The sequence below is a fragment of the Salinicola sp. LHM genome (assembly GCF_034479735.1).
Classification (GTDB): domain Bacteria; phylum Pseudomonadota; class Gammaproteobacteria; order Pseudomonadales; family Halomonadaceae; genus Salinicola; species Salinicola salarius.
In genome coordinates this window covers 1,443,729-1,466,584 of the sequence record NZ_CP140261.1, presented here as the reverse complement: position 1 = coordinate 1,466,584, position 22,856 = coordinate 1,443,729, and the positions used below count along the sequence as shown (strand labels likewise).

22 protein-coding genes are annotated in these 22,856 nt (G+C 62.7%); 5 read left to right on the top strand and 17 right to left on the bottom strand.

Annotated elements, in window-relative coordinates; all coding sequences use genetic code 11:
* Positions 1-46: 46 nt before the first annotated feature.
* Positions 47-763: a cation diffusion facilitator family transporter gene (locus tag R5R73_RS06880; RefSeq protein WP_322529247.1), complete on the bottom strand. Its 717-nt coding sequence runs from the start codon at positions 761-763 to the stop codon at positions 47-49.
* Positions 764-808: 45 nt separating this feature from the next.
* Here R5R73_RS06880 and R5R73_RS06875 point away from each other — a divergent pair, with 45 nt between their 5' ends.
* Together R5R73_RS06875 and R5R73_RS06870 are read left to right on the top strand one after the other, a co-directional pair.
* Positions 809-1,240, top strand: coding sequence for a MerR family transcriptional regulator (locus R5R73_RS06875; protein WP_071230277.1), 432 nt, complete (start codon positions 809-811; stop codon positions 1,238-1,240).
* Positions 1,241-1,253: 13 nt separating this feature from the next.
* The gene (locus R5R73_RS06870; RefSeq protein WP_071230276.1) at positions 1,254-2,195 is read left to right on the top strand and encodes a LysR family transcriptional regulator; all 942 of its coding nucleotides are present in this window, start codon (positions 1,254-1,256) and stop codon (positions 2,193-2,195) included.
* 57 nt (positions 2,196-2,252) lie between these two features.
* Here R5R73_RS06870 and nspC read toward each other — a convergent pair whose 3' ends face one another.
* The 4 genes from nspC to R5R73_RS06850 all read right to left on the bottom strand — a co-directional run bounded on the left by nspC (position 2,253) and on the right by R5R73_RS06850 (position 5,699).
* A complete protein-coding gene (nspC, locus tag R5R73_RS06865; protein ID WP_322529246.1) occupies positions 2,253-3,422 on the bottom strand; it encodes a carboxynorspermidine decarboxylase in 1,170 nt (389 codons plus the stop codon).
* Positions 3,423-3,429: 7 nt separating this feature from the next.
* Complete coding sequence (locus tag R5R73_RS06860; protein ID WP_322529245.1) at positions 3,430-4,629, bottom strand: saccharopine dehydrogenase family protein; 1,200 nt, start codon at positions 4,627-4,629, stop codon at positions 3,430-3,432.
* 287 nt (positions 4,630-4,916) lie between these two features.
* Positions 4,917-5,237 carry a YnfA family protein gene (locus R5R73_RS06855; protein ID WP_416221223.1) on the bottom strand — a complete coding sequence of 107 codons (321 nt, stop codon included), beginning with the start codon at positions 5,235-5,237 and terminating at the stop codon, positions 4,917-4,919.
* 210 nt (positions 5,238-5,447) lie between these two features.
* Positions 5,448-5,699 (bottom strand): CsbD family protein, encoded by a 252-nt coding sequence (locus tag R5R73_RS06850; RefSeq protein ID WP_071230273.1) that lies wholly within the window; start codon positions 5,697-5,699, stop codon positions 5,448-5,450.
* Between the two features lie 233 nt (positions 5,700-5,932).
* Here R5R73_RS06850 and R5R73_RS06845 point away from each other — a divergent pair, with 233 nt between their 5' ends.
* Positions 5,933-6,904, top strand: a complete 972-nt coding sequence (locus R5R73_RS06845) for a DMT family transporter (RefSeq protein ID WP_083387177.1) — start codon at positions 5,933-5,935, stop codon at positions 6,902-6,904.
* Here the strand turns inward: R5R73_RS06845 and R5R73_RS06840 are convergent.
* The 9 genes from R5R73_RS06840 to fabV form a co-directional block, all read right to left on the bottom strand.
* Positions 6,846-7,625, bottom strand: a complete 780-nt coding sequence (locus tag R5R73_RS06840) for a class I SAM-dependent methyltransferase (protein ID WP_276232530.1) — start codon at positions 7,623-7,625, stop codon at positions 6,846-6,848. The two genes, R5R73_RS06845 and R5R73_RS06840, sit on opposite strands and share 59 nt — an antisense overlap.
* The gene (locus tag R5R73_RS06835; RefSeq protein ID WP_322529244.1) at positions 7,613-8,410 is read right to left on the bottom strand and encodes an undecaprenyl-diphosphate phosphatase; all 798 of its coding nucleotides are present in this window, start codon (positions 8,408-8,410) and stop codon (positions 7,613-7,615) included. Before R5R73_RS06835 ends, R5R73_RS06840 begins: the two co-directional genes overlap by 13 nt.
* A 51-nt stretch (positions 8,411-8,461) precedes the next feature.
* Complete coding sequence (gene tsaB / locus R5R73_RS06830) at positions 8,462-9,151, bottom strand: tRNA (adenosine(37)-N6)-threonylcarbamoyltransferase complex dimerization subunit type 1 TsaB (RefSeq protein ID WP_071230269.1); 690 nt, start codon at positions 9,149-9,151, stop codon at positions 8,462-8,464.
* 116 nt (positions 9,152-9,267) lie between these two features.
* Complete coding sequence (gene adk, locus R5R73_RS06825; protein ID WP_071230268.1) at positions 9,268-9,924, bottom strand: adenylate kinase; 657 nt, start codon at positions 9,922-9,924, stop codon at positions 9,268-9,270.
* Positions 9,925-10,214: 290 nt separating this feature from the next.
* On the bottom strand, positions 10,215-12,326 hold the full coding sequence (gene aceF, locus R5R73_RS06820) for a dihydrolipoyllysine-residue acetyltransferase (protein WP_322529243.1): 2,112 nt from the start codon (positions 12,324-12,326) through the stop codon (positions 10,215-10,217).
* Between the two features lie 127 nt (positions 12,327-12,453).
* Positions 12,454-15,144 carry a pyruvate dehydrogenase (acetyl-transferring), homodimeric type gene (aceE, locus tag R5R73_RS06815; RefSeq protein WP_322529242.1) on the bottom strand — a complete coding sequence of 897 codons (2,691 nt, stop codon included), beginning with the start codon at positions 15,142-15,144 and terminating at the stop codon, positions 12,454-12,456.
* A 374-nt stretch (positions 15,145-15,518) separates the two neighbouring features.
* Entirely contained in the window at positions 15,519-16,169 is a 651-nt protein-coding gene (locus R5R73_RS06810) for an N-acetylmuramoyl-L-alanine amidase (RefSeq protein ID WP_322529241.1), read from the bottom strand.
* Positions 16,166-17,152 (bottom strand): GlxA family transcriptional regulator, encoded by a 987-nt coding sequence (locus R5R73_RS06805; RefSeq protein WP_322529240.1) that lies wholly within the window; start codon positions 17,150-17,152, stop codon positions 16,166-16,168. The genes R5R73_RS06810 and R5R73_RS06805 overlap by 4 nt, the downstream gene beginning before the upstream one ends.
* 44 nt (positions 17,153-17,196) lie before the next feature.
* Complete coding sequence (fabV, locus tag R5R73_RS06800) at positions 17,197-18,396, bottom strand: enoyl-ACP reductase FabV (RefSeq protein ID WP_322529239.1); 1,200 nt, start codon at positions 18,394-18,396, stop codon at positions 17,197-17,199.
* A 274-nt stretch (positions 18,397-18,670) separates the two neighbouring features.
* Here fabV and R5R73_RS06795 point away from each other — a divergent pair, with 274 nt between their 5' ends.
* On the top strand, positions 18,671-19,075 hold the full coding sequence (locus R5R73_RS06795; RefSeq protein WP_071230261.1) for a hypothetical protein: 405 nt from the start codon (positions 18,671-18,673) through the stop codon (positions 19,073-19,075).
* Positions 19,076-19,097: 22 nt separating this feature from the next.
* Here R5R73_RS06795 and R5R73_RS06790 read toward each other — a convergent pair whose 3' ends face one another.
* Both R5R73_RS06790 and R5R73_RS06785 read right to left on the bottom strand, forming a co-directional pair.
* Positions 19,098-19,592 (bottom strand): glutathione peroxidase, encoded by a 495-nt coding sequence (locus R5R73_RS06790; RefSeq protein ID WP_071230260.1) that lies wholly within the window; start codon positions 19,590-19,592, stop codon positions 19,098-19,100.
* A 173-nt stretch (positions 19,593-19,765) separates the two neighbouring features.
* A complete protein-coding gene (locus tag R5R73_RS06785; protein WP_071230337.1) occupies positions 19,766-20,272 on the bottom strand; it encodes an NUDIX hydrolase in 507 nt (168 codons plus the stop codon).
* 225 nt (positions 20,273-20,497) lie between these two features.
* Here R5R73_RS06785 and R5R73_RS06780 point away from each other — a divergent pair, with 225 nt between their 5' ends.
* A complete protein-coding gene (locus R5R73_RS06780) occupies positions 20,498-22,162 on the top strand; it encodes an acyl-CoA dehydrogenase family protein (protein ID WP_322529238.1) in 1,665 nt (554 codons plus the stop codon).
* Positions 22,163-22,208: 46 nt separating this feature from the next.
* Here the strand turns inward: R5R73_RS06780 and R5R73_RS06775 are convergent, their stop codons facing one another.
* Positions 22,209-22,817, bottom strand: a complete 609-nt coding sequence (locus R5R73_RS06775; RefSeq protein ID WP_071230258.1) for a LysE family translocator — start codon at positions 22,815-22,817, stop codon at positions 22,209-22,211.
* Between the last annotated feature and the right edge of the window lie 39 nt (positions 22,818-22,856).

The following is a 22,856-nucleotide window of genomic DNA, read 5'->3' as shown; positions in this document are numbered from 1 at the left end:
GCCGAAAAAGCTTGCCGGCTCACGCTGGGCAATAAGCCAATATCTGTCAGCGGCAGCACGATGACTGCTGACAGGTATCGCGCTTTGCGACTGATTCGCTCCCCTCACCTTCTGCCTTGACCGCACGAGGCCCGGAAGCACGCCACTCTCGTGATGCCTCGCCAAGCACCCGCCACGCGGAATGCAAAAACAGTCCGGCAATGATCAGGCCGACCACCACGTCCGACCAGCGCGTCTGGGTTGCACCGACCAGCACCGCTGCAATGATCACGCCCGTGTTGGCGATCAGATCGTTGCGCGAGCAAAGCCAGGTCGAACGCATGTTGATATAGTCGCTGCGAAAGCGATAGAGCATCAAAAAGCAGATGCTGTTCGCCATCAGTGCAATCACCCCGACGACTCCCATCGCCTCTGCCGTGGGTGCGGCGCCCGCTACGCTCTTGTAGATGGCCTCGCCGATCACGGCGACACCGAATATCAGCATGAAGCCGCCCTTCACCAGGCTGGCCGCCGCTCTCTCCCGGTCGCTGCGATGCAGCGTGTACAGCGTCAGCGCGTAGACGGTGGTATCGCCGAACATATCGAGCGAATCCCCCAGCAAGGCCGTCGAGCCGATGACCCAGCCGGCGATGAACTCGAACAGAAACATGAGCCCGTTGATCGCCAGTACGGCGTAAAGCACCTTTGCCTGACGCTCACGCAACAGGGCCAGTTCACTGGATTTGTTTTCGCAGCAGGCATCCATCATTACACTCCCATTCATCACTCTTGATAGGATCGGGGTTATAGTCGCTATAGAGTCAAGCCGATGAATCATGCCTGTGCTACCCCGCCCGAGCCCTACACGATCGGCCAGCTTGCCAGGCTGACCGGTGTGAAAGCGGTCACCATCCGTTACTACGAGAAGGCGGATCTGCTGCCCGCCGCCACGCGTACGGCGTCGGGCTATCGGCTCTATTCGTCGGTCGAACGGGACCGTTTGCGCTTCATCAGGCGCTGTCGTCACCTGGGGCTGGGTCTCGACGACGTCAAAGCGCTGCTGCGTCTCTCGGATGAACGCGAGGCTCCCTGCCACCAGGTGGATGCCATCATCCATCAGCAGCGCGAGCATGTCCGCGACCGCATTCGGGATCTCCAGGCGCTGGAGCAGGAGCTGGATCGTCTGGAAGGAGCCTGTCGGGCCGAGACCATCGGCGAGTGCAAGATCATCGAGTCGCTGTCGCGACCTACCGAGCGCTGAAGGAACCCGCCCCATGCATTTCGATCTTGCTGACCTGCGCATCTTCGTTCATGTCGCCGAAGAGAACAGCCTGACGGCAGGCGCCCAGCGCGCGCATCTCTCGACGGCGGCGGTCAGTGGCCGAATCAAGTCACTCGAGGCGCAACTGGAGAGTCGGCTGTTCTACCGCAGCAGCCAAGGGGTCGAACTGACGCCCGCCGGCGAGCGATTGCTGCAACATGCGCGCCTCATCCTGCGCCAGGTCGAGCGCGTCAAGAGCGAATTTTCCGGCTACGCCAGCGATGCCGTCGGCCATCTGCGGATATTCGCCAACACGACGGCCGTCATCGAGTTCATGCCAGAGGTGCTCGCCGATTTCCTCGCGTCACGCCCCGGTATCACCGTGGACCTGCAGGAGCGCCTGACCAACGACATCATTCGCGGCGTTCTCGACGGCACCGCCGACATGGGTATTCTCGGCATCATGGTCGGTGTCGACGTGCCCTCGCGGCTGAAGACCCTGCCGTTCAGCCGGGACAGGCTGGTACTGGCGACCCCGCTCGACCACCCCCTGGCCGAGCGAGAGGAAATCACCTACGAAGACGCCCTGGACTACCCGCATGTCACGCTGCATGAAGGCAGCACGCTCTTCCACTACCTGGAAAGCAAGGCGCTGGAGTTCGGCAAGCCGCTGCCGGTCAGGATTCAGGTGTTCGGTTTCGAATCGGCGTGCCGCATGATCGAGGCCGGCGTCGGCGTCGGGATTCTCCCGGAATCCTGTGCCTTGCGCTATCGGGACCACATGCGACTGAGCGTGCGCCACTTGAGTGACGCCTGGGCGTACCGGGAACGCAGCGTGCTGATCCGCGAAGATCATGTTCTACCCAGCTTTGGCCAGGAGCTGCTGGATATCATCACACAGTACCAGTCATCTCCGCCGCTCGCGGCGGCGCAACACGCGCCCGTCCAGCCATGAAAAAACGCCCCGCATTTCAGGTGCGAGGCGTCGGTACGGCGTGCCGTTCGTTCGAGATCAACTCAGCCGCTGCATGTAGTCCACGTAGCCGAAGGTCTTGACCGTGCGAATCTCCCGGCTCTTTTCGTCGATCCGGCAGATCGACGGTAACCGGATACCGTTGAACGTCGTGGTCTTGACCATGGTGTAGTGCGCCATGTCGGTGAAGACCAAGCGATCGCCAATCTCGAGCGGCGCATCGAACGCGTAATCGCCGATCACGTCGCCGGCCAGGCAGGTCGTGCCGCCCAGGCGATAGGTGTGGGCCTTCTCGCCAGGTTTGGCGGCACCGATGATTTCCGGCCGATACGGCATCTCCAGCACGTCGGGCATATGCGCCGTCGCCGAGGTGTCCAGAATCGCGATGGGGCCGTCGTTCTCGACGATATCCAGCACGGTGCAGACGAGATAACCCGTGTTGAGGGCGATCGCTTCACCCGGCTCGAGATAGACCTCCAGATGCGGATAGCGCGACCGGAACTCGCGAATCACCCGTACCAGCCGCTCGACATCGTAGTCGGCACGCGTGATGTGGTGGCCGCCGCCGAAGTTTACCCAGCGAAGTCCGCCCAGATACTGCCCGAACCTGGCCTCGAACGCCGCCAGCGTCTCTTCCAGCGCATCGCTGTTCTGCTCGCACAGGGCGTGAAAATGCAGCCCCTCCAGCCCGACGAGATCTTCCGGGGAGAGATCCGCCGCCCGCGTGCCCAGACGCGAGCCCGCAGCACAGGGATCGTAGAGCGCGACCTCGCCGGTGGAGTGCTCGGGATTGACGCGCAGCCCGCACGATACCTTGCGCGGCGCCGCTTGCACGGTTTCGCGGAAATGGCGCCACTGACGCGGCGAATTGAAGCTGAGATGATCGGCGTAACGCAGCACCACGTCCATTTCCGGCGCGGTAAACGCCGGAGAATAGACATGCACCTCGCCGCCGAACGTCTCGGCGCCGAGGCGGGCCTCGTCCTGCCCACTGGCGGTGGTCCCGACCAGATACTGGCTGACCAGCGGGAAGGTGTTCCACATGGCGAACCCCTTCAGCGCCAGCAGGATCCTGGCGCCACTGTCGGCCTGCACCCGGCCCAGCAGCTCCAGATTGCGGCGCAGCAAGGCGTCGTCGACCACGTAGGCCGGTGACGGGCAAGCGCTGATGTCGAAGGGATAGCCTTCGGCCTTGGAAATGTCAGTCATCTCGTGCTCAGGCCAGCGGGTCTTGGTCGGGGTCGAGCTCGACCATCTGCCACGGCAGCCCCATCTCGCCGATGCGCTCCATGAACGGGTCGGGGTCGAGCTGTTCGACGTTGAACACGCCCTCGCCTTTCCAGATGCCTTGCAGCATCAGCATCGCGCCCGTCACCGCCGGCACGCCGGTGGTGTAGGAGATCGCCTGGGATTTGACTTCCTCGTAGCACTTCTCGTGATCGCAGATATTGTAGATGTACACCTTGCGACGCTTGCCATCCTTGATGCCGTCGAGGATGACGCCGATGTTGGTCTTGCCCTTGGTGCGCGGGCCGAGCGAGGCCGGATCCGGCAGTACCTGCTTGAGGAATTGCAGCGGAGAGATCTCGACGCCATCGACCTTGATCGGTTCGATGCTGGTCATGCCGACGTTCTCGAGCACCTTCAGATGCGTGATGTACTTCTCGGAAAAGGTCATCCAGAACCGAATGCGTTCCAGTCCCTTGATGTTCTGGGACAGCGATTCGAGCTCTTCGTGATAGAGCAGATACATGTCCTTCTCGCCGATGCCGTCGAAGTCGAACTTGCGCTTCTCGGCCAGCGGCGCGGTCTCGATCCATTCGCCTTTTTCCCAGTAACGGCCATTCGCGGTGATCTCGCGAATGTTGATCTCCGGGTTGAAGTTGGTCGCGAACGGATAGCCATGATCGCCACCGTTGGCATCCAGAATGTCGATGCGATGGATCTCGTCGAACAGGTTCTTCTGACCATAGGCGCAGTAGATGTTGGTCATGCCCGGATCGAAGCCGCAGCCCAGCGTGGCCATCGCGCCCGCCTTGGCATAGCGATCCTGGAACGCCCACTGCTCCTTGTATTCGAACTTGGCCTCGTCCGGATGCTCGTAGTTGGCGGTATCCAGATACGGCACGCCAGTCTCCAGGCAGGCTTCCATGATGGTCAGGTCCTGATACGGCAGGGCCACATGGATCAGAATGTCCGGCTTGAACGACTCGATCAGCGCGACCAGGGCTTCGACGCTGTCGGCATCGACCTGGGCGGTCTGGATCGGACGCGGCAACTGCTCGGCGATCGCCTTGCACTTGGCTTCGTTGCGGCTGGCAAGACAGATCTCGCTGAACACCTCGGGATGCTGTGCACACTTATGGGTCACGACACCACCGACGCCGCCGGCACCAACAATCAGGACTTTGCTCATGAATTCCTTCCAGATCGGGAAAAGTCAACAGTGATAAGGTCTTATCGGTAGTGGTCAAGGGCTTGTCAAATAAGTGGGCAACTCTTCAGCGCACCCCGACCCGATGCCACCCCGGTCTTGGTCCCCCGCCCGATCCACGGGGGACCGTCGAGAGGCCGCAGATAATGACCTCGTCAGAGACTGGCCTCAAGACTTTTTCGCGTCAAATGTCAGCGGATTTTAGTGGCGGCTCGTGACCACCGTATTGAACGCCAACGTCGGGGCAATGCCATGCCTCCCGGCGCCTCTCAACCACGCGGCCCGAACAGTATGACACCTGCGCCGACCAGACAGATCGTCGCACCGGCCACGTCCCACCGATCGGGCATGCGCTGTTCGACAACCCATAGCCACAATAGCGACGTGAGTATATAGACGCCGCCATAGGCGGCATAAGCGCGGCCGGCGTAGTCGCTATCCACCAGGGTCAAGAGCCAGGCGAACAGCATCAGGCTCATGACGCCGGGAACCATCCACAGGGGCGATCGATCCAGCCGCCACCATGCCCAGAAAGCGAAACAGCCGGCGATTTCTGCCGCTGCCGCGGCGAGATAAATGAGTGGGGTCAACACAGCGAACGGCCTATGTGGTAACGAGCAAGACACTTTCCAGTCTCATTCACGATCCTGCAAGCTCCGTTGGCTGGTGTACCGATAGCGAAAAGCTCGCGCGTCGTTGCCCGTTTCAAGCGACGAGTGCGGCCGATGAACTCAAACGGCGACCCCGGCCTGGTGCCGGGGTCGAAAGCCATCTGTTGGCAAACCATTCGGGGGCAGGTCTCAACGTCGACCGAGAAGAATCCCCAGAAAGACGCCCACGCCGCCAGCAATCGCCAACGCGCTGATCGGGTTCTTGACGGTAGCTTCACGGACTTCGTCGAGCTTCTCGCCGTAATTGGCCTGCAACTTCCCCGCAGTCTGGCGTGCCTTGCCCTCGTGACGCAGGTCGTCATCTTCGGTGAAGCTGCCGACAGCTTCCTGAGCATGGCCCTTGAGCTCTTCGGTGCGTCCTTTCACTTGATCTTCGTACATCTCGGCTCCTTGATCACGGTTATTGCAGCGGATTCGTTCCGCTGATCCTTGAGCATAGTTGTCTTGCGGGATCTCGACAAAATTCTCCGATCGGCAATGAACCGTTCTCCGACCGCGTCGTGTCGGCAAACCCGATTACGCACCCATTGCCAGACACCAATGCCGAAAACGACCAGACAGCGACGGACGACCCGGTTACGCTAGCCGCGATCACGTTCGGAGACCCTTTCGACATGCCATTATCATCGCTTGGCCGCCTGCTGCTGCTATCCGCTCTATGGGGCGCCAGCTTTCTGTTCATGCGTATCGCAACGCCAGCACTAGGGGCGTTCCCGACCGCCTTCTTTCGGGTGTTTCTGGGGACACTGGGACTGGTGATGATCTTGGTGCTCCTGCGCACGAGCTGGCGCTTCGACGGCAAGTTCAAGGCAACGCTGGCGATCGGCATGATCAATTCCGGCATCCCGTTTGGCATGTTCTGCATTGCGGCGCAGTATCTGCCCGCCGGCTATTCAGCGATGCTCAACGCCTCGACACCGTTGATGGGTGTCGTTATCGGCGCCATCCATTTTCATGAACCACTGACACGAGATCGACTGATCGGGGTTGCGGCGGGAATGCTTGGCGTCGGTGTGCTGGTGGGCACCGGCCCGGTGGCGATCAGCGGTGGACTGGTGATCGGCGCTGGGGCCTGCCTGGTGGCGGCCGGCTGCTACGGACTCAGCGGGTTCCTGGTGAAAGGCTGGATCGCGCAGCGAGGCGGCCTCGACTCCCGCCTGATCGCCCTGGGATCGCAGCTTGGTGCCACACTGCTGCTGAGCCCTTTCATGGTCGCGCAGTTATGGCTGGACGACAGTACACGCCTCTGGTCGTCGGCCAACGTCTGGTGGGCCGTCGTGGCGCTGGGCCTTGCCTGTACCTCTTTGGCCTACCTGCTCTACTTCCGGCTCGTCGAAGCGCTGGGGCCGATCAAGCCGCTGACGGTCACCATGCTGGTGCCGATGTTCGGGGTATTGTGGGGCACGCTCTTTCTCGGCGAGCAGGTCACCTGGGCCCATGCTGTCGGCGGTCTGTTCATCGGGATCGCGCTCTGGCTGATCCTGTTCAAGCGTCATCGGAGCCAGCCGGACTCGCCCGAGCCGGGCCTCAAGATTTCAGTGAACGATGCACATAGAGGTCATAGCGACTCGTCTTCCCCTCGATGACGTGCTGCGGCGGCGGCCCCTCGATGGGAGGCGCCTTGCGGGGGCGCTTGACCACCACGCGATGCGTGGCGACATCCAGCGCCGCTTCCAGCAAGCGCGGAGCGTCGTCGTCATCCCCGGCCAGTTCGCGAAAGACGCGCATCTCTTTCTTGACCAGCGCCGACTTCTCGCGATGCGGAAACATCGGATCGAGATGCACGACCTGGGGAGCGTGCGGCCAGTCGCGCACCGCCTCCGCCAGCGCCATTGCGCTATCGGCGTGCCGTAGCGAAAGACGCCCGGCGATCTCGGCGACTTCCTCGTCAGCCTTTGCCTGCGTCAATGCGGCATCCAGCAGGGCGTGAACCGCCGCCACGCGCTCGATCATCAAAACCTCGGCTCCCAGGGATGCCAGCACGAAAGCGTCCCGCCCAAGGCCGGCGGTGGCATCGACGATCCGGGGCACCACGCCCTTGCCGAAACCACAGGCCTTGGCGACGAGCTGGCCGCGACCGCCACCGAAGCGGCGGCGATGGGCGGCTGCACCGGAGACGAAATCCGCGCGTATCGGATGGCCATAGCGCTTGGGGTCGCCAGCGATCTCCAGGCCATGCTCGGCGCGCTGCAAGGCCAGCCCGCTCTCCGGCGCCGACGGCGCCCAGGGCAGCCCATAGCGTTCGGCCAGGTCGGTCAGCGACTCGCCAACCACGACCAACGGCACGTTGCCGCTCACGTCGCCCATACGAACAGCGCGCCCCCGAGCAACAGGCGGTAGATCACGAACGGCATCATGCCGATCCTGTCCAGCGCGGCCAGGAAAAGCTTGATGCAGACCCAGGCGGCCACGAACGACAATGCCACGCCGAGCAGAATTTCATGCCATTGGGTTGGCGTACCGGACTGTACCAGTTCGAGCCCCTTGAGCGACCCGGCCGCCAGAATCAGCGGGATCGAGAGAAGGAACGAGAAACGCGCCGCGTCCTGACGTGTGAAACCGAGCATCAGCGCGGCAGTCATGGTGATGCCCGAACGCGAAGTGCCGGGAATCAGAGCGATGGCCTGAGCCAGTCCGATCAGCAGCGCGGTCTTGAGCGTCATCTTCTCGATCGGTCGTACCCGGCTGCCGCGCTTGTCGGCAATCCCCAGCAGCACGCCGAAAACGATCGTCGTCGTGGCGATGACCAGCACCGATCGCCCTGCGCTCTCGACCCAATCCTCGATCAGCAGACCGATGATCACCGCCGGAACGGTTGCGACGATGACCGCCCATCCCAGACGGCTTTCGGGCGTCTGCCCACGCTCGCCGAACTGGGTGAACCAGGCGTGGAGGATACGCCAGATCTCCTGACGAAAAGCGAACAGCACGGCGCCCAGAGAACCGATATGGACGGCGACATCGAAGGCCAGCCCCTGATCGGACCAGCCAAACAGCTGAGACGGTAAAATGAGATGAGCGGAGGAGGAAATGGGCAAAAATTCCGTCAAGCCCTGGATGATGGCAAGCACTGCCAGTTGAAAAGCATCCATTATCTTTCGATATCCTTGTACGAAGAGGCCATTCAAATGGGCCTCGAACTGTCACGCCTTACGCCACGCGACCTCATCGCGCAGATAGACGGGAATGACCTCGTGAGGCGCACTGCCTCGCGCGCCACGCTCCCATGACGTGGCAGCCAGACGAACGAGATCCTCCGCCGCCGGTAGTTCGTCGGGGAGGGTTTGCGCCAGTGCAGCCTGTACATCGACAGGGATGCCGGACAAAAGTTGCCAACCGCTGCCTATCCCCAACCACTCGATGGCATGGTCGGTCTTGGGCAGCCGCAGCTGCGAAGGCGGCATGACTCGCTCCTCGAGGGCAACGGTCAGAACGCCATCGAGGCAGTGATAAGCGCCCACATAGATCTCGTCCATGCGGGCGTCGAGTGCCGCGATCACATGACGGGCGTGCCATTTGCGATGGGCCGCCAGCGCCAGCGCCTCCAGGGTCGAGATGCCCATCAGCGGCAGGTCGGCACCGTAGGCGAGCCCCTGAGCGATGCCGGCAGCAATCCGCAGGCCAGTGAACGAGCCCGGCCCCTGCCCATACGCAATAGCGTCGAGCTGACCGAGCGACACCCCCGCTTCCGCTAGCACCTCGTCGACCATCGGCAACAACAGGCGCGTATGCTCGCGCGGGGCGATTTCGAAACGCTGAACGATGAGCTGGTCCCGAATCAGCGCACAGGAACAGGCAGTGGAAGAGGCGTCCAGCGCCAGTAACGTCGGCATCGGCTTCTCGGAGAGTGGCAGCAAAAAGAAGTCGGCGAGTATATCGCCATCAGGAGATCAAAACGATCGCTCCGCCAGAAGGCGGAGCGAAAGACAGACGATCATGCGTTCGTCTCTCAGGATTCCAGTGCGGCAAGCACCTGATCGCGAATCTCGTCGACGCTGCCGACACCCGCGATGCGATGATAGGCCGGCGCGGCTTCGGCATCCTTCGCCGCCCACTCCTGGTAATAGCCGATCAGCGGTTCGGTCTGATCGTGATAGACGGAGAGACGATGACGCACGGTCTTCTCGCTGTCGTCGTCGCGCTGGATCAGCGGTTCGCCGGTCACGTCATCCTTGCCCTCTTCCTGGGGCGGCTTGTAGTCGACGTGATAGACACGGCCGGAGTCGGGATGAACGCGACGCCCGGAGAGACGATTGACGATCTCCTCGTCGTCGACGGCGATTTCCACCACATGGTCTAGCTTGATGCCGGCATCCTTCATCGCATCCGCCTGCGGCAGGGTGCGCGGGAAGCCGTCGAACAGAAAACCGTTGGCACAGTCGGGCTGCGCAATGCGTTCCTTGACCAAGGCGATGATCAGATCGTCCGACACCAGGCCACCGCTGTTCATCGTCTCCTTGACCTTGAGCCCCAGCTCGCTGCCTTCCTTCACCGCGGCGCGCAGCATGTCGCCGGTGGAAATCTGCGGGATATGGAAATGCTCGCAGATGAACTGGGCTTGGGTACCCTTGCCAGCGCCAGGGGCGCCCAAGAGGATCAAACGCATTGATACAGCTCCTTGAAATGAAGAATGGTATCGATTTTCAGACCGGCAGCGGCGTTAAAGGCGCAACGCAGACGACACTGTCAATGGCTCAAGACGATACCTGCCGATCGGTTGGCGCACAAGACTCGCTTGGCCTAACACACTGTCGATACGGCGGTATGACAGAGTGCATCGACGACTTCCACCCTATCGATGTTCGCGCCGCAATCCACGAAAAATGCCAATGGCCCACGAAAAACGCCAACGGCCCCCGAAGGAGCCGTTGGCGTTCGATAAATCCGCTCGCTGAATCAGACCAGCATACGGCGGATATCGGACAGCACCTGCGCCAGGAAGGCGGTAAAGCGTGCCGCATCGGCACCGTTGACCGCACGGTGATCGTAGGAAAGCGACAGCGGCAGCATCAGCCGCGGCGCGAACTCGCTGCCATTCCAGACCGGCTTCATCGACGACTTGGAGACACCCAGAATCGCCACTTCAGGCGTGTTGACGATCGGCGTGAAGGCCGTGCCCCCGATCGAGCCCAGGCTCGAGATGGTGAAGCTGGCACCGCTCATCTCTTCGCGAGACAGCTTCTTGTTCTGGGCCTTCTTCGCCAGCTCGACCGACTCCTTGGCCAGTTCGATCAGCGACTTCTTGTCGGCATCGCGAATCACCGGCACCATCAGGCCATCTGGCGTGTCGACCGCTACACCGATGTGCACGTAATGCTTGACAATCAGCTTGTCGCCGTCCGGATGCAGGCTCGAGTTGAACTGCGGGAACTTGCGCAGCGCATAGGCACACGCCTTGATCATGAACGGCAGCGGCGTCAGCTTGGCACCCTGAGACTCCGCCTCGGCCTTCATCGACTTGCGGAAAGCCTCGAGCTCGGTGATGTCCGCTTCGTCGAACTGCGTGACGTGCGGCACATTGAGCCAGCTGCGATGCAGGTTGTTGGCACCTGCCTTCATCAGACGACTCATCGGCTTCTCTTCGATCTCGCCGAACTGGCTGAAATCGATCGCCGGCACCTGCGGAATGCCCGCCCCACCGGTGGCCGCTGCAGGCGCAGCACCGCCGCCGCTCTTGCGCTGCTTCATCACCTGCTTGACGAAGCCATCGACATCATCCTTCAGGATGCGGCCCTTGGGACCGGAGCCCTGGACCTCGCTGAGTTCGACACCCAGCTCGCGAGCGAGTTTGCGCACGGCTGGCCCAGCGTGAACGTGAGCGCCTTCGGTCTTGTCGTCACCATGCTTGTGACGGGCTTCCGGGCTCGGTTCACCGCTGACGTCCTTCTGCGGCTTGGCGTCGGACTGCTTGCCGGCGTCGGATTTGGCCGGGGCCGGCTTCGATTCACCGCCCTTCTTGGCACCGCTTTCGGCCGGCTTCTTCGCCGGCTTCTTGGCGCCCGCCCCCGGAGCGCCGGCCACCTCGACATAGCCGATCAGGTCGCCTTCCGAGACACTGTCGCCTTCCTTGACCGACACTTCGACGACCTTGCCCTTGTAAGGGCTCGGCACGTCCATGGAGGCCTTGTCGGACTCCAGCGTGATCAAGGTGTCTTCTTCGTTGATCTCGTCGCCTTCGCTGATCGCGACCTCGATGATCTCGACGCCTTCGCTGCCACCGATGTCAGGGACGCGAATTTCCTTGCGGCCACCTTCGTCACCGCCTTCTTCTTCGCCCTGATCTTCGGCGTCCTGTTCCGCGCTGCCCTGTTCCTCGGCACCGTCGGTGCTATCGGATTCCTCTGCCGAGGCAGTTTCGTCGGCGTCGTCTTCATCGTCGCCTTCGCCGGCGATTTCCATGGTGCCGATCAGGTCGCCCTCGGAGACGCTATCGTCTTCCTTGACCGACAGCGAAACGATCTTGCCGCTGTAGGGGCTCGGCACGTCCATGGAGGCCTTGTCGGACTCCAGCGTGATCAAGGTGTCTTCTTCGCTGATCTCGTCGCCTTCGCTGACGGCGACTTCGATGATCTCGACACCTTCGCTGCCACCGATGTCCGGCACCTTGATCTCGACGGTACGCTTGCCGCCGCCGGAAGACTTTTTCGACTTTCCGTTCGGCTTTTCCGATTTCTCGGCTTCGCCGCTGGCAGCGTCGGTTTCGGCTTCTTCGGCACTCTTGCCGGAGGACGCTTCTTCAGCGTCGTCCTGACCGGCGTCGTCACCCTCACCTTCCGCTTCGAGCTCAAGGATGTCGTCGCCCTCTGAGACGGTGTCGCCTTCCTTGACCAGAATCTTGACGACCTTGCCACCTTTCGGCGCAGGGACATCCATGCTGGCCTTGTCGGATTCCAGCGTGATCATGGTGTCTTCGGCGGAGATGACATCGCCGACGCTCACCGCAATCTCGATGATTTCGACATCGTCGCTGCCGCCGATGTCGGGAACTTTGATGATTTCGCTACTCAAGGTCGCGCTCCTTTATCATCTGTCGACCTGCCCGGGGGCAGGTCGACTCACTCAGGCAATCTGGCTACCGCCCCGCAGGGCGGCAGCGCCTTGACGTGACACTCCGGTCCAAACCAACCGCAGGGGCTCAAGACAACAGAGGGCTGGGCTTGGCGGGGTCAATGCCGTACTTCTTCATGGCATCGTTGACGACCTTGACGTCGATTTCGCCGCGTTTGGCCAGCGCACGCAGTGCCTGAATCGTCACGTAGTAGCGGTCGACTTCGAAGAAGCGACGCAGCTGCTCACGGGTATCCGACCGGCCGAAACCATCGGTTCCAAGGACATGGAAGTCGCTCGGCACCCAGGCGCGGATCTGATCGGCGTAGAGCTTCATGTAGTCGGTCGATGCGATGACCGGCCCTTCGACACCGTCGAGCTGCTGAACGACCCACGGCTTCTCGCGCTTCTCATCGTAGTCGAGGAATTGCTGGCGATCGTATTCCAGCGCTTCGCGACGCAGTTCGTTGAAGCTGGTAACGCTCCAGACATCGGCAACCACGCCGTGGTCTTCCGCCAGCAGCTCGGCCGCCGCTTCGACTTCGCGCAGGATCGTGCCGCTGCCCATGAGCTGAACCCGCGGCGCCTTCTTCTTGCCGGCGTTCTCGCCCGACTTGAGCAGATACATGCCGCGAACGATGCCCTCTTCGCTACCTTCCGGCATCTGCGGGTGCGAGTAGTTTTCGTTCATCACGGTCAGGTAGTAGAAGCAGTTTTCCTTGTCCTGGAACATCCGCTTCAGACCATCCTGCAGAATGACCGCCAGCTCGTGACCGTAGCACGGATCGTAAGCGCGGCAGGTCGGCACGGTGGACATCAGGATATGGCTGTGGCCATCCTGGTGCTGCAGACCTTCACCATTGATGGTGGTACGGCCAGCGGTACCGCCGACCATGAAGCCACGCGCCTGAAGATCACCCGCAGCCCAGACCAGGTCGCCGACGCGCTGATAACCGAACATCGAGTAGTAGACGTAGAACGGAATCAGCGGCAGATGGTGGTTGGCATAAGACGTGGCCGCCGCAACCCAGGCGGACATGGAACCGGCCTCGGTGATGCCTTCCTCGAGGATCTGACCTTTCCGGTCCTCGCGGTAGTACATGATCTGACCGGCATCCATCGGCTCGTACTTCTGCCCTTCCGCGGCATAGATACCGAGCTGACGGAACATGCCTTCCATCCCGAACGTACGCGCTTCGTCCGGAATGATCGGCACCACGCGGGAGCCAAGCTGCTTGTGCTTGACCAGGCCGTTGAGCACGCGCACGAAGGACATCGTGGTCGAGACTTCGCGGTCGCCGGTGCCCTTGAGCTGCGTCGCGAACATCTTGTCGTCGAGGCCGGGAATTTCCATCGCCTCGAAGTCGTTTCTGCGCGCCGGCAGGAAACCGCCGAGCTTCTCGCGCTGGAGATGCAGATACTTCATCTCCGGGCTGTCGTCTTCGGGCTTGTAGTAGGGAATGTCGCCGCTTTCGATCTGCTGGTCGGAAACCGGGATGCCGAAGCGATCACGGAACGCCTTCAGTGCATCGACGTCCATCGACTTGATCTGGTGGGCTTCCATGTCGGCTTCGCCGTGGCCGCCGCCCATGCCGTAACCCTTGACGGTATGCGCCAGGATGACCGTCGGCCGCCCGTTGGCGTTGTTGACCGCTTCATGGTAGGCCGCGTAGACCTTCTGCGGATCGTGACCACCGCGATTGAGACGGAAGATCTCCTCGTCGGAATAGCCCTTGACCATCTCGGCGGTCTCTTCGTACTTGCCGAAGAAGTTGTCGCGGGTGTACTTGCCGCCCTGCGCCTTGTAGTTCTGGTATTCGCCGTCGACCGCCTCGTCCATGCGCTTCTGCAGCATGCCCTTGGTGTCCTGCTCGAATAGCGGATCCCACTGGCCACCCCAGACGACCTTGATCACGTTCCAGCCGGCACCGCGGAAAACGCCCTCGAGCTCGTCGATCACGCGGGAGTTGCCGCGTACCGGGCCGTCGAGGCGCTGCAGGTTGCAGTTGATGACGAAGATCAGGTTGTCGAGCTTCTCGCGGCTTGCCAGGTGCAGCGCGCCCAGGGATTCCGGCTCGTCGCACTCGCCGTCACCCAGGAAAGCCCAGACCTTGCGGTCCTTCATGTCTTCCAGCTCACGCGAATGCAGATACTTCATCACGTGGGCCTGATAGATCGACTGGATCGGCCCCAGACCCATGGAAACGGTCGGGAACTGCCAGTAATCCGGCATCAGATAGGGGTGCGGATAGGACGGCAGCGAATTACCGTCGACTTCCTGACGGAAGTTGTCCATCTGCTCCTGAGTCAGGCGACCTTCCAGGAACGAACGCGCGTAGATGCCCGGCGTCACGTGCCCCTGGATGTAAAGGAGATCACCCTTGTGGTCGCCGTTGTCGGCACGGAAGAAGTGATTGAAACCGACTTCATAAAGCGTGGCACTGGACTGGTAGCTGGCGATGTGGCCGCCCAGCCCCTTGTGCTTCTTGTTGGCCCGCAGGACCTGCACCATGGCGTTCCAGCGAATCGCCGAGCGGATCTTGCGCTCGATGAACATATCGCCGGGAATCTTGGCTTCACGATGCACGGGAATGGTGTTGCGGTGCGGCGTGGTACCGGAAAACGGCGGTGAAGAGCCATCACGACGCAGGCGGTCCGCCAACCGACTCAGAATGTATTGAGCGCGCTCTTCGCCCTCATGCTCGACGACCGAAGCCAGGGAATCCAACCACTCCGTGGTTTCGACCGGATCGAGATCTTCTCGTGTCTCCAGACTCATAGACAACTCTCCGAATGGGAAAAGGTTTGCCATTCGCCCGGCCGGGGCGGATAGCCGCAGCGGGGCTTGGGAATATGCGCTCTTCGGTGCCGGCACGGCTCTTTTGGGGCCGTTTTCCGAGATTTATTGGCTGTAATGGAATTACAGCAGGCGTGCGTGACGCGAGAAATCAGGCGAAGAAGATACCGCAAACGCTCGCATCTGCCAATTCGCGGACACATCGATTGTGCTAGGGACGGCGCGTAAATGCCGCAACTTCAGCAACTTGAAGGTCAATCTCGCAGAAGAAAGCGAGTACCGTTCCTGTAGCCAAATTACCAACATCAGGATCGCAGGCAATCCATGCGCACGATACCCCCACAAAAGCATAGCATTCAAACGATCTCCGTCAGACAACGCCGCAGATAAGCCCAGTCGAACGCGGGGCCGGGATCGGTCTTGCGCAGCGGCGCAATGTGCGCGTGGCTGGTAATCCGCGCGCTCGAGATTGCGGGGTAGCGCTGCATCAGCGCGCCCAGAACACCTGACAACGCGCGGTACTGCGCCTCCCGATAGGGCCTCTCGTCGGTGCCTTCGAGTTCGATGCCGACAGTGAAGTCATTGAGCCCTTCGCGCAGCTGCCCCTGGTGCTGGATGAGAGGCTGACGCTGGATGAAAGGCTGTCCCTGGCGCGGCAGCCTTTCATCCAGCCAGCGCGACTTGCCGGCATGCCAGGCACGACGGTCGAACGCCACGAACTGGACACACTCGCCATCGCGCCGAATCAGTAGATGCGCCGAGACCCGCAACGAGGCGATCGCGGCGAAGGCCGGATGCGCATCCAGGTCCAGCGTATTGGTGAACAACCGTTCGATGGCGTCGCCGCCAAACTCGCCCGGCGGCAGACTGATGCCGTGCAGCACTACGGCCGATATCTCGCCCGCCGGCCGGTCATTGGCGTTGGGTGATATCACCCGGCGAGCGGAACCCAGCCAATGGCTATCAATCACGGCGTTGCCGCCGCCCCCGACACCTTGATACTTCATGATTCCCCTCCGGCCTGTCCCAGCCGCTCATCGCGCGGGCTGATGCCGAAATGATGGCGATAGGCGGTGGAAAAATGCGCCCCCGACGAGAACCCGTGAGCCAGCGCGATTTCCCCCACCGCCTGGTCGCTTTCGCGGAGCAGCCGGCGCGCCTGTTGCAGGCGCAGGTTCAGATAGTAACGGCTGGGCACGGCCTGCAGGTGCTTCTTGAACAACCGCTCCAGCTGGCGGCGGGACAGGCCCAGGTGCGCCGAAAGCTCATGCGTGGTCAGTGGCTCCTCGATATTGGCTTCCATCAGCGCCACGGCATCGAGGAGGCTCTGCGGCGCGTGCCCCAGTCGCGAGCGCAGCGGCAACTGCTGCGGCTCGTCGGCCATGCGAATCCGCTCGCAGACGAAATGCTCGGAGATCCGCTGCGCCAGACCGGCCCCCTGCTGCTGCCCGATCAGCGTCATCAGCATGTCCATCGCCGCGGTACCGCCGCCACAGGTGAGGCGGTCACGGTCGATCTCGAACAGCTGATGCGAGACATGAATCGTCGGAAACGCCCGCATGAACGCATCGGCACTGGCATAGGGGATCGAGGCCCGATAGCCATCCAGCACGCCGGCCCTGGCCAGCCAGTGCGTGCCGCCGGCAATACCGCCCAGCGTCACGCCTCGGCTCGCCAGGCGATGCAGCCAGTGGATCAGCGACTCGCCCTCCTCTTCCGCCGTTACTACGCCGCTCGGCGTGGGCGCGCAGACGAACAGCATGTCGAGATGGCGTGCATCGCTACCGGCCACGCTCTCCGGCGAGAGCGCCAGTTCTGCCACGCTCTTCACCGGCCGGCCGTCGAGCCCGAACGTGGTGGCGGTATAGAGCCGCCGCTCCGCCAGCGTGTTGGCGACGATCAGCGGCTCCATGGCGCAGGCCTGCGCCAGCAGGGAGAACCCCGGCAGCATGACGAACCCCACCTGGCGCGGGGTGCCCTGTGCATTCATGACCGACTCATGACCGATGTTTCATGCGGTGAGGTCGCGCGCGATCAAACCTGGACGACGTCGAATTTCACCAGCGGATCGACCTCGGCGTCATAATCCACGTCGTCACGCTCGAAGCCGAACAGCTTGAGGAATTCGTGCTTGTAGCCGGCGTAATCGGTCAACGCGAACAGGTTGTCGCTGGTCACCTGCGGCCACAGATCCTTGCAGGCCTGCTGGATATCGTCGCGCAGTTCCCAGTCGTCCAGGCGCAGACGCCCGGCTTCGTCCACTTCCGGCTCGCCATCGGCGTAAAGGCGCTCGGCGAACAGGCGGTTGAGCTGGTCGATGGTGCCCTCGTGAATGCCCTGCTCCTTCATCACCTTGTAGACCATCGAGATATACAGCGGCATGACCGGGATCGCGGCGCTGGCCTGCGTCACCACGGACTTGAGCACGGCCACGTTGGCACCGCCGCCGGTCGCCTTGAGGCGCTGGTCGATTTCGCCGGCGGCGCGATCGAGATCTTCCTTCGCCTTGCCCAGCGCACCGTGCCAGTAGATCGGCCAGGTGATATCGGTGCCGATATAGCTGAACGCCACGGACTTGGCACCCGGCGCCAGTACGCCCGCCTTGTCCAGCGCATCCATCCACAGCTCCCAGTCCTGGCCGCCCATGACTTCGATGGTATCGGCCACTTCCTGCTCGGTCGCCGGCTCGACGGAAGCCTCGGTGATGGTGTCCTTGTTGGTATCGATGGCGGTCGCCGTGTAGGTCTCGCCGATCGGCTTGAGACTGGAGCGCTTGACTTCGCCGCTGTCCGGCAGCTTGCGCACCGGCGATGCCAGCGAATAGACCACCAGATCGATCTGTCCCATGTCTTCACGGATCAGCTCGATCGCCTTGTCGCGGACTTCATGGGAAAACGCATCGCCATTGATCGACTTGCTGTAGAGCCCCTCGGCCTTGGCGAACTTGTCGAACGCCGCCGAGTTGTACCAGCCGGCAGTGCCGGGCTTGGTCTCGGTCGCGGGCTTTTCGAAGAATACGCCCAGCGTATCGGCGCCGTAGCCGAAAGCCGCCGTAATACGCGCCGCCAGCCCGTAGCCGCTGGATGCGCCGATGACCAGCACGTTGCGAGGGCCAGCTTTGCCATCGCTCAGGTTGGCGCGGGTGGTCTCGATCTGTTCGAGTACGTTGCGCTCGCAGCCGAGCGGATGCGTCGTGGTACAGATGAAACCGCGAACCTTGGGCTTGATGATCACGTCTAACCTCGTCTTCTACTGCGAAACGGAAAGCCCGGCGAGTCTTGCCGGGAAATGGCATGGGTCGAATTCTAGCAGGTCGAATGCTATCCGGGCGCATTCTAACAGGGTGGTAAAAAAGGGGGACGAACTCGCTTGGCCAGCTATGATCCAGTTCGCAGCGCGCCGTTATTCGACAACCAGCGCCCAAGCTTGTCTCACCGCTGCGGGTATTCGAAGATAACCACCGGCAAGCCGAGCCAGCCCAGAGAGTCCAGAAAGCAGAGAAAGCCCCATGCACCACGAGCAAGAAATCGAAGACCTGGTCCTCCGGCGCGGCGCGCTGTGGCTGGCGCTGTCGCCGCTATGGCTCGAGCGCGAGCCGCGCGAGTCCGAATACGCCCGCATGATCCGCGAGATCGAAGCCAGCGCGCTGACGCTGCAACAGCTGGAGTGGGTCTATCGGCTGGAAATGTCGCCGGTCATGGCGCGCAATCAGCTCTCCATGGCGGGCGAATGGCGCGCGTTCGACGAAACGGCGCTGCTGACGCGGCTGGTTCGCCACAACCGCAAGCTCGGCGGCTGGCGCAAGGCCCTATGGTCGCTGTTCTCGGGATTGACCACGATGATGAGCCGGCCGCGCTTCAATGAACTGGCGATCCGGGTCATGGTGGCCCGAGGCGAACGCCCGCCCGGCTAGCGATACCCAAGGGTACGCCGACTCAAGCCGAGAACGGCGTTTCCAGCGCGTCCTCGATGGCATGACGCAGCGATCGCGGTGCGGCGCGCGGCCCGAAGCGACGGATGACCTGCCCGTCACGCCCCACCAGAAACTTGGTGAAATTCCACTTGATCGGCGTACTTCCCAGCACGCCGGGGGCGTGACGTCGCAAATGCACGAACAGCGGATGTGCCTCGCGCCCGTTGACCTTGATCTTTTCCATCATCGGAAACGTGACCGCGTAGCGCTGTTCGCAGAACGTGGCGAACATGGCCGAGGATTCCGGCGACTGGCGTCCGAACTGGTTGCAGGGAAACGCCAGTACGGTGAACCCCTGGTCGCGATATTGCCGATAGAGCTTTTCCAACCCCTCCATCTGGGGCGTGAACCCGCAGCGGCTGGCAACGTTGACGACCAGCAGCACCTGGCCGCGCAGCGCGCGCAGATTGAAGGGTTCGCCGGCGTGTGTCCGGCAATCTTGCGTATATAACGACATCGATGAGTCGACCCGAGAAACGCTAGTGTCAAATCGTTGGGACCGAAGCGCGAGCGCAAGGCATCGCGCTTTCTCTGCACATCCCTCTGAACACGGTGGCTGATCAGAAAGCCGGTCCGGCCAAGGATTCAGGAAGCCGGTCCGGCCAAAAGAGTGCCACGCCAGCCGCGACTTCACCAGTGATCGAGCGAGACGGCCTTCGACAATGCCACCCGCGTGTCCGGCGTCGCCTTTTCCAGCGCCAGCGCCTCCGGGATCGGCAACCAGCGCACGGCGGCGACCTCCTCCGGCTGCAGGCGAAGCGGCCCGTCGTAATTAACCCAGTAGAGGCTGCCGTAGAGATTCAGCCCGGCCTCCTGGAACATGAATTCGCCACCGGACATCAGCTTGACGCCGCGAATGCCGAGTTCCTCGAACAGCTCCCGCCGCGCCGCCGGCCGGGACGCCTCGCCCGCCCCCACCACGCCGCCCGCGGCCAGGTCGAACCAGCCCGGATGCGTCTCCTTGATCGATGTTCGCTCCTGCACGCAGATTTCGCCTTTTCCATTGCGCACGATGATGTATGTCGCCCGATGCCAGCAGTTCAACCGCCGCATCGTGGCTCGCGAGACGCTGCCGCAGGGCCGGTTGCGCGGATCGACGAGCTGGACCTGCTCGTCCGCGATGATCCGCTTATTCATGGAAAGCGGGCTCATGGAAAACGGGCTCATTGAACACGGACTCGTTGAAAACGGGCTCATGGAAAACCTGCCTGTAGAAGAGCGGAACCGCAGCGTATCACGGGTGGCTTCGACCCGGTCCACTGGCGGTACGAGTGGCGCCGTCGGCATGCCGCATTGGTCGAAGGAAGCCCACGGCGCCGAATGTCCGGTTTATGCTCGAGTCAGCCCACTCGGAGAATTCACATGGCCGACTATGCACCCCGCACCGAACTGACCACGCACCGGGTCGAGAATCAGCCAGCCCCCGAGCCCGAACGCGACCTGTGGCGAGACGATCGCCCATTGCGCGAGGCGGTGTCGCACTTCGCACCGGACTGGGTGAGCGAGCGTCTGGCCCCGCTGGGCCAGCGCCTGGGCTCGGCAGAAGTCGAACGCTGGGGCGAGCAGGCCAACCGATTCCCGCCCCAGTTGCACGCCTTCGACCGTCATGGGCGGCGCCTGGACGAGGTCGACTACCACCCTGGCTATCACGCACTGATGGCGCTCGCGATTGGCGAGGGCTGGCACGCCGTCGCCTGGGAGCGCGAGCATGACGGCGGGCACCAGGCGCATGTCGCCGCGCTCTATCTGTTGACCCAGGCCGAACCCGGCTTCTGCTGCCCGATCACCATGACCCACGCCGCCATGCCCGTGCTGCGCCATCTGCGCGACGGCGAGGCATGGCGGACCCGGCTGCTGGGCCGAGCGTACGAACCGGCGGCCCTCCCCGCCTGGCACAAGACGACCAACACCTTCGGCATGGCCATGACCGAAAAGCAGGGTGGCAGCGACGTGCGCCGCAACAGCACGCGGGCGCGGCCGGTGTCGTCGCCCGGCCCCGGCGAATGGTATCGGCTCGAGGGGCACAAGTGGTTCTGCAGCGCGCCAATGTCGGACGCCTTCCTGACCCTGGCCCAGACCAACGATGGGCTCTCCTGCTTTCTGGCGCCGCGATTCACGCCGGAGGGCCAGCGCAACGCCATCGAGATTCAGCGGCTCAAGGACAAATGCGGCAATCGCGCCAACGCCTCGGCGGAGATCGAATACGTCGGCGCCTGGGCACAGCTCGTCGGCGAGCCCGGTCGCGGCGTGCCGGCCATCCTGGAAATGGTGCAGCAGACGCGGCTCGATGCCGCCACCGCACCGGCAGGCATGATGCGTCAGGCAGTGAGAGAAGTCTGGAACCACGTGCAGAAGCGACAGGTCTTCGATCGCCGGCTGGCCGACCAGCCCTTGATGCAGCGCGTCGTCGCCGACCTGGAGATCGAAACCGAGGCCAGCCTGCTGCTGGCGATGCGAGGCGCCCGTGCCATGGACCGCGCCGCGGGCGACGAGCATGAAGCCGCCCTGGCACGCCTGCTCCCCGCGCTGGCCAAGTTCTGGCATAACAAGCGCGGCCCCGCGTTCATGGCCGAGGCGATGGAATGTCTCGGCGGCATCGGTTACGTCGAGGAAACGCCGCTGGCGCGGCTCTATCGCGAAGCCCCGGTCAACTCGATCTGGGAAGGTTCCGGCAACGTCATCTGCCTGGACGTGCTGAGAATCCTGGAACGGCACCCGGCCAGCATCGAAGCGTTGCAACGGGAACTCAACCTGGCCCGGGGCCACCATTCCACCTTCGATGCCGCCGTCGACTCGCTCGGCGACCGACTGACGGCCAGCGCCGAACGGCTGCAGGCCGAGGCGCGCTGGCTAGCGCAAAGCATGGCGCAGACGCTGCAGGCCGCCCTGCTGATTCGTCATGCCCCTCATGCCATCGCCGACACCTTCTGCACCACGAGGCTTGCCAGCGCGTCGCCGATTTTCGGAGTACTGCCGGCCAACGCTCCCGTGCCCGCGATCCTCGAGCGTCTGAAGGAAAGTGTCTGAATGAAAAGGAAAGCGTCTGAATGAAGTGAGCCGCCCGGACGCAGACTCAGCCCAGAGCCACACGAGCCGCCAACCCCAGCAGGACGATGCCCGTCAGGCGGTGTATCCACGCCGCGTGTCGCTGCAGCCACGGCAGCACGCGGGAGTGGGATAGCAACAGCGCCACCAGCACGTACCAGCCGCCGTCCACCAGCGTGGCGGTGGCCACGATCAGCCAGCGCCCGGCCATACTCAGATCGGCGCTGACGAACTGACTCAACAGTGCGACGAAGAACACGATCAGCTTGGGATTGCCCAGCGCCACCAGCAGGCCATCGCGCATGGCGCGGCGCCAGTCGCTCGCCCGCTCGGCAACGTTGAAGCCGCCGTTACCGCTGGCCCGGAGAGCCTGAATGCCCATCCAGGCCAGATAGAGCGCGCCGCCCCAGGTCACCAGCCGATACAGCCAGGGCTGGTGAACGATGACCGCCGCCAGCCCCAGCACGGTCAACCCCGCGTAGAGACCGACCCCCAACGCATGGGTGACACCGGCGATCACGCCACACCAGCGGCCGCCACCGACCGTGTTCTGCATGACCATGGCCAGGCTGGGACCCGGCGACATGGCACCCAGAGCGCAAACCGCCAAGAGAGACAACCAGAGTTGCAACGACACGTCGACTTCCTGTTTCCGCCATTGAAATCCGCGCATCGA

Coding starts and splice junctions, on each gene's coding strand:
- R5R73_RS06880 (WP_322529247.1), bottom strand. CDS start 763: ATGAATGGGAGTGTAATGATGGATGCCTGCTGCGAAAACAAATCCAGT.
- R5R73_RS06875 (WP_071230277.1), top strand. CDS start 809: ATGAATCATGCCTGTGCTACCCCGCCCGAGCCCTACACGATCGGCCAG.
- R5R73_RS06870 (WP_071230276.1), top strand. CDS start 1,254: ATGCATTTCGATCTTGCTGACCTGCGCATCTTCGTTCATGTCGCCGAA.
- nspC (WP_322529246.1), bottom strand. CDS start 3,422: ATGACTGACATTTCCAAGGCCGAAGGCTATCCCTTCGACATCAGCGCT.
- R5R73_RS06860 (WP_322529245.1), bottom strand. CDS start 4,629: ATGAGCAAAGTCCTGATTGTTGGTGCCGGCGGCGTCGGTGGTGTCGTG.
- R5R73_RS06850 (WP_071230273.1), bottom strand. CDS start 5,699: ATGTACGAAGATCAAGTGAAAGGACGCACCGAAGAGCTCAAGGGCCAT.
- R5R73_RS06845 (WP_083387177.1), top strand. CDS start 5,933: ATGCCATTATCATCGCTTGGCCGCCTGCTGCTGCTATCCGCTCTATGG.
- R5R73_RS06840 (WP_276232530.1), bottom strand. CDS start 7,625: ATGGGCGACGTGAGCGGCAACGTGCCGTTGGTCGTGGTTGGCGAGTCG.
- R5R73_RS06835 (WP_322529244.1), bottom strand. CDS start 8,410: ATGGATGCTTTTCAACTGGCAGTGCTTGCCATCATCCAGGGCTTGACG.
- tsaB (WP_071230269.1), bottom strand. CDS start 9,151: ATGCCGACGTTACTGGCGCTGGACGCCTCTTCCACTGCCTGTTCCTGT.
- adk (WP_071230268.1), bottom strand. CDS start 9,924: ATGCGTTTGATCCTCTTGGGCGCCCCTGGCGCTGGCAAGGGTACCCAA.
- aceE (WP_322529242.1), bottom strand. CDS start 15,144: ATGAGTCTGGAGACACGAGAAGATCTCGATCCGGTCGAAACCACGGAG.
- R5R73_RS06810 (WP_322529241.1), bottom strand. CDS start 16,169: ATGAAGTATCAAGGTGTCGGGGGCGGCGGCAACGCCGTGATTGATAGC.
- R5R73_RS06805 (WP_322529240.1), bottom strand. CDS start 17,152: ATGAATGCACAGGGCACCCCGCGCCAGGTGGGGTTCGTCATGCTGCCG.
- R5R73_RS06795 (WP_071230261.1), top strand. CDS start 18,671: ATGCACCACGAGCAAGAAATCGAAGACCTGGTCCTCCGGCGCGGCGCG.
- R5R73_RS06790 (WP_071230260.1), bottom strand. CDS start 19,592: ATGTCGTTATATACGCAAGATTGCCGGACACACGCCGGCGAACCCTTC.
- R5R73_RS06785 (WP_071230337.1), bottom strand. CDS start 20,272: ATGAATAAGCGGATCATCGCGGACGAGCAGGTCCAGCTCGTCGATCCG.
- R5R73_RS06780 (WP_322529238.1), top strand. CDS start 20,498: ATGGCCGACTATGCACCCCGCACCGAACTGACCACGCACCGGGTCGAG.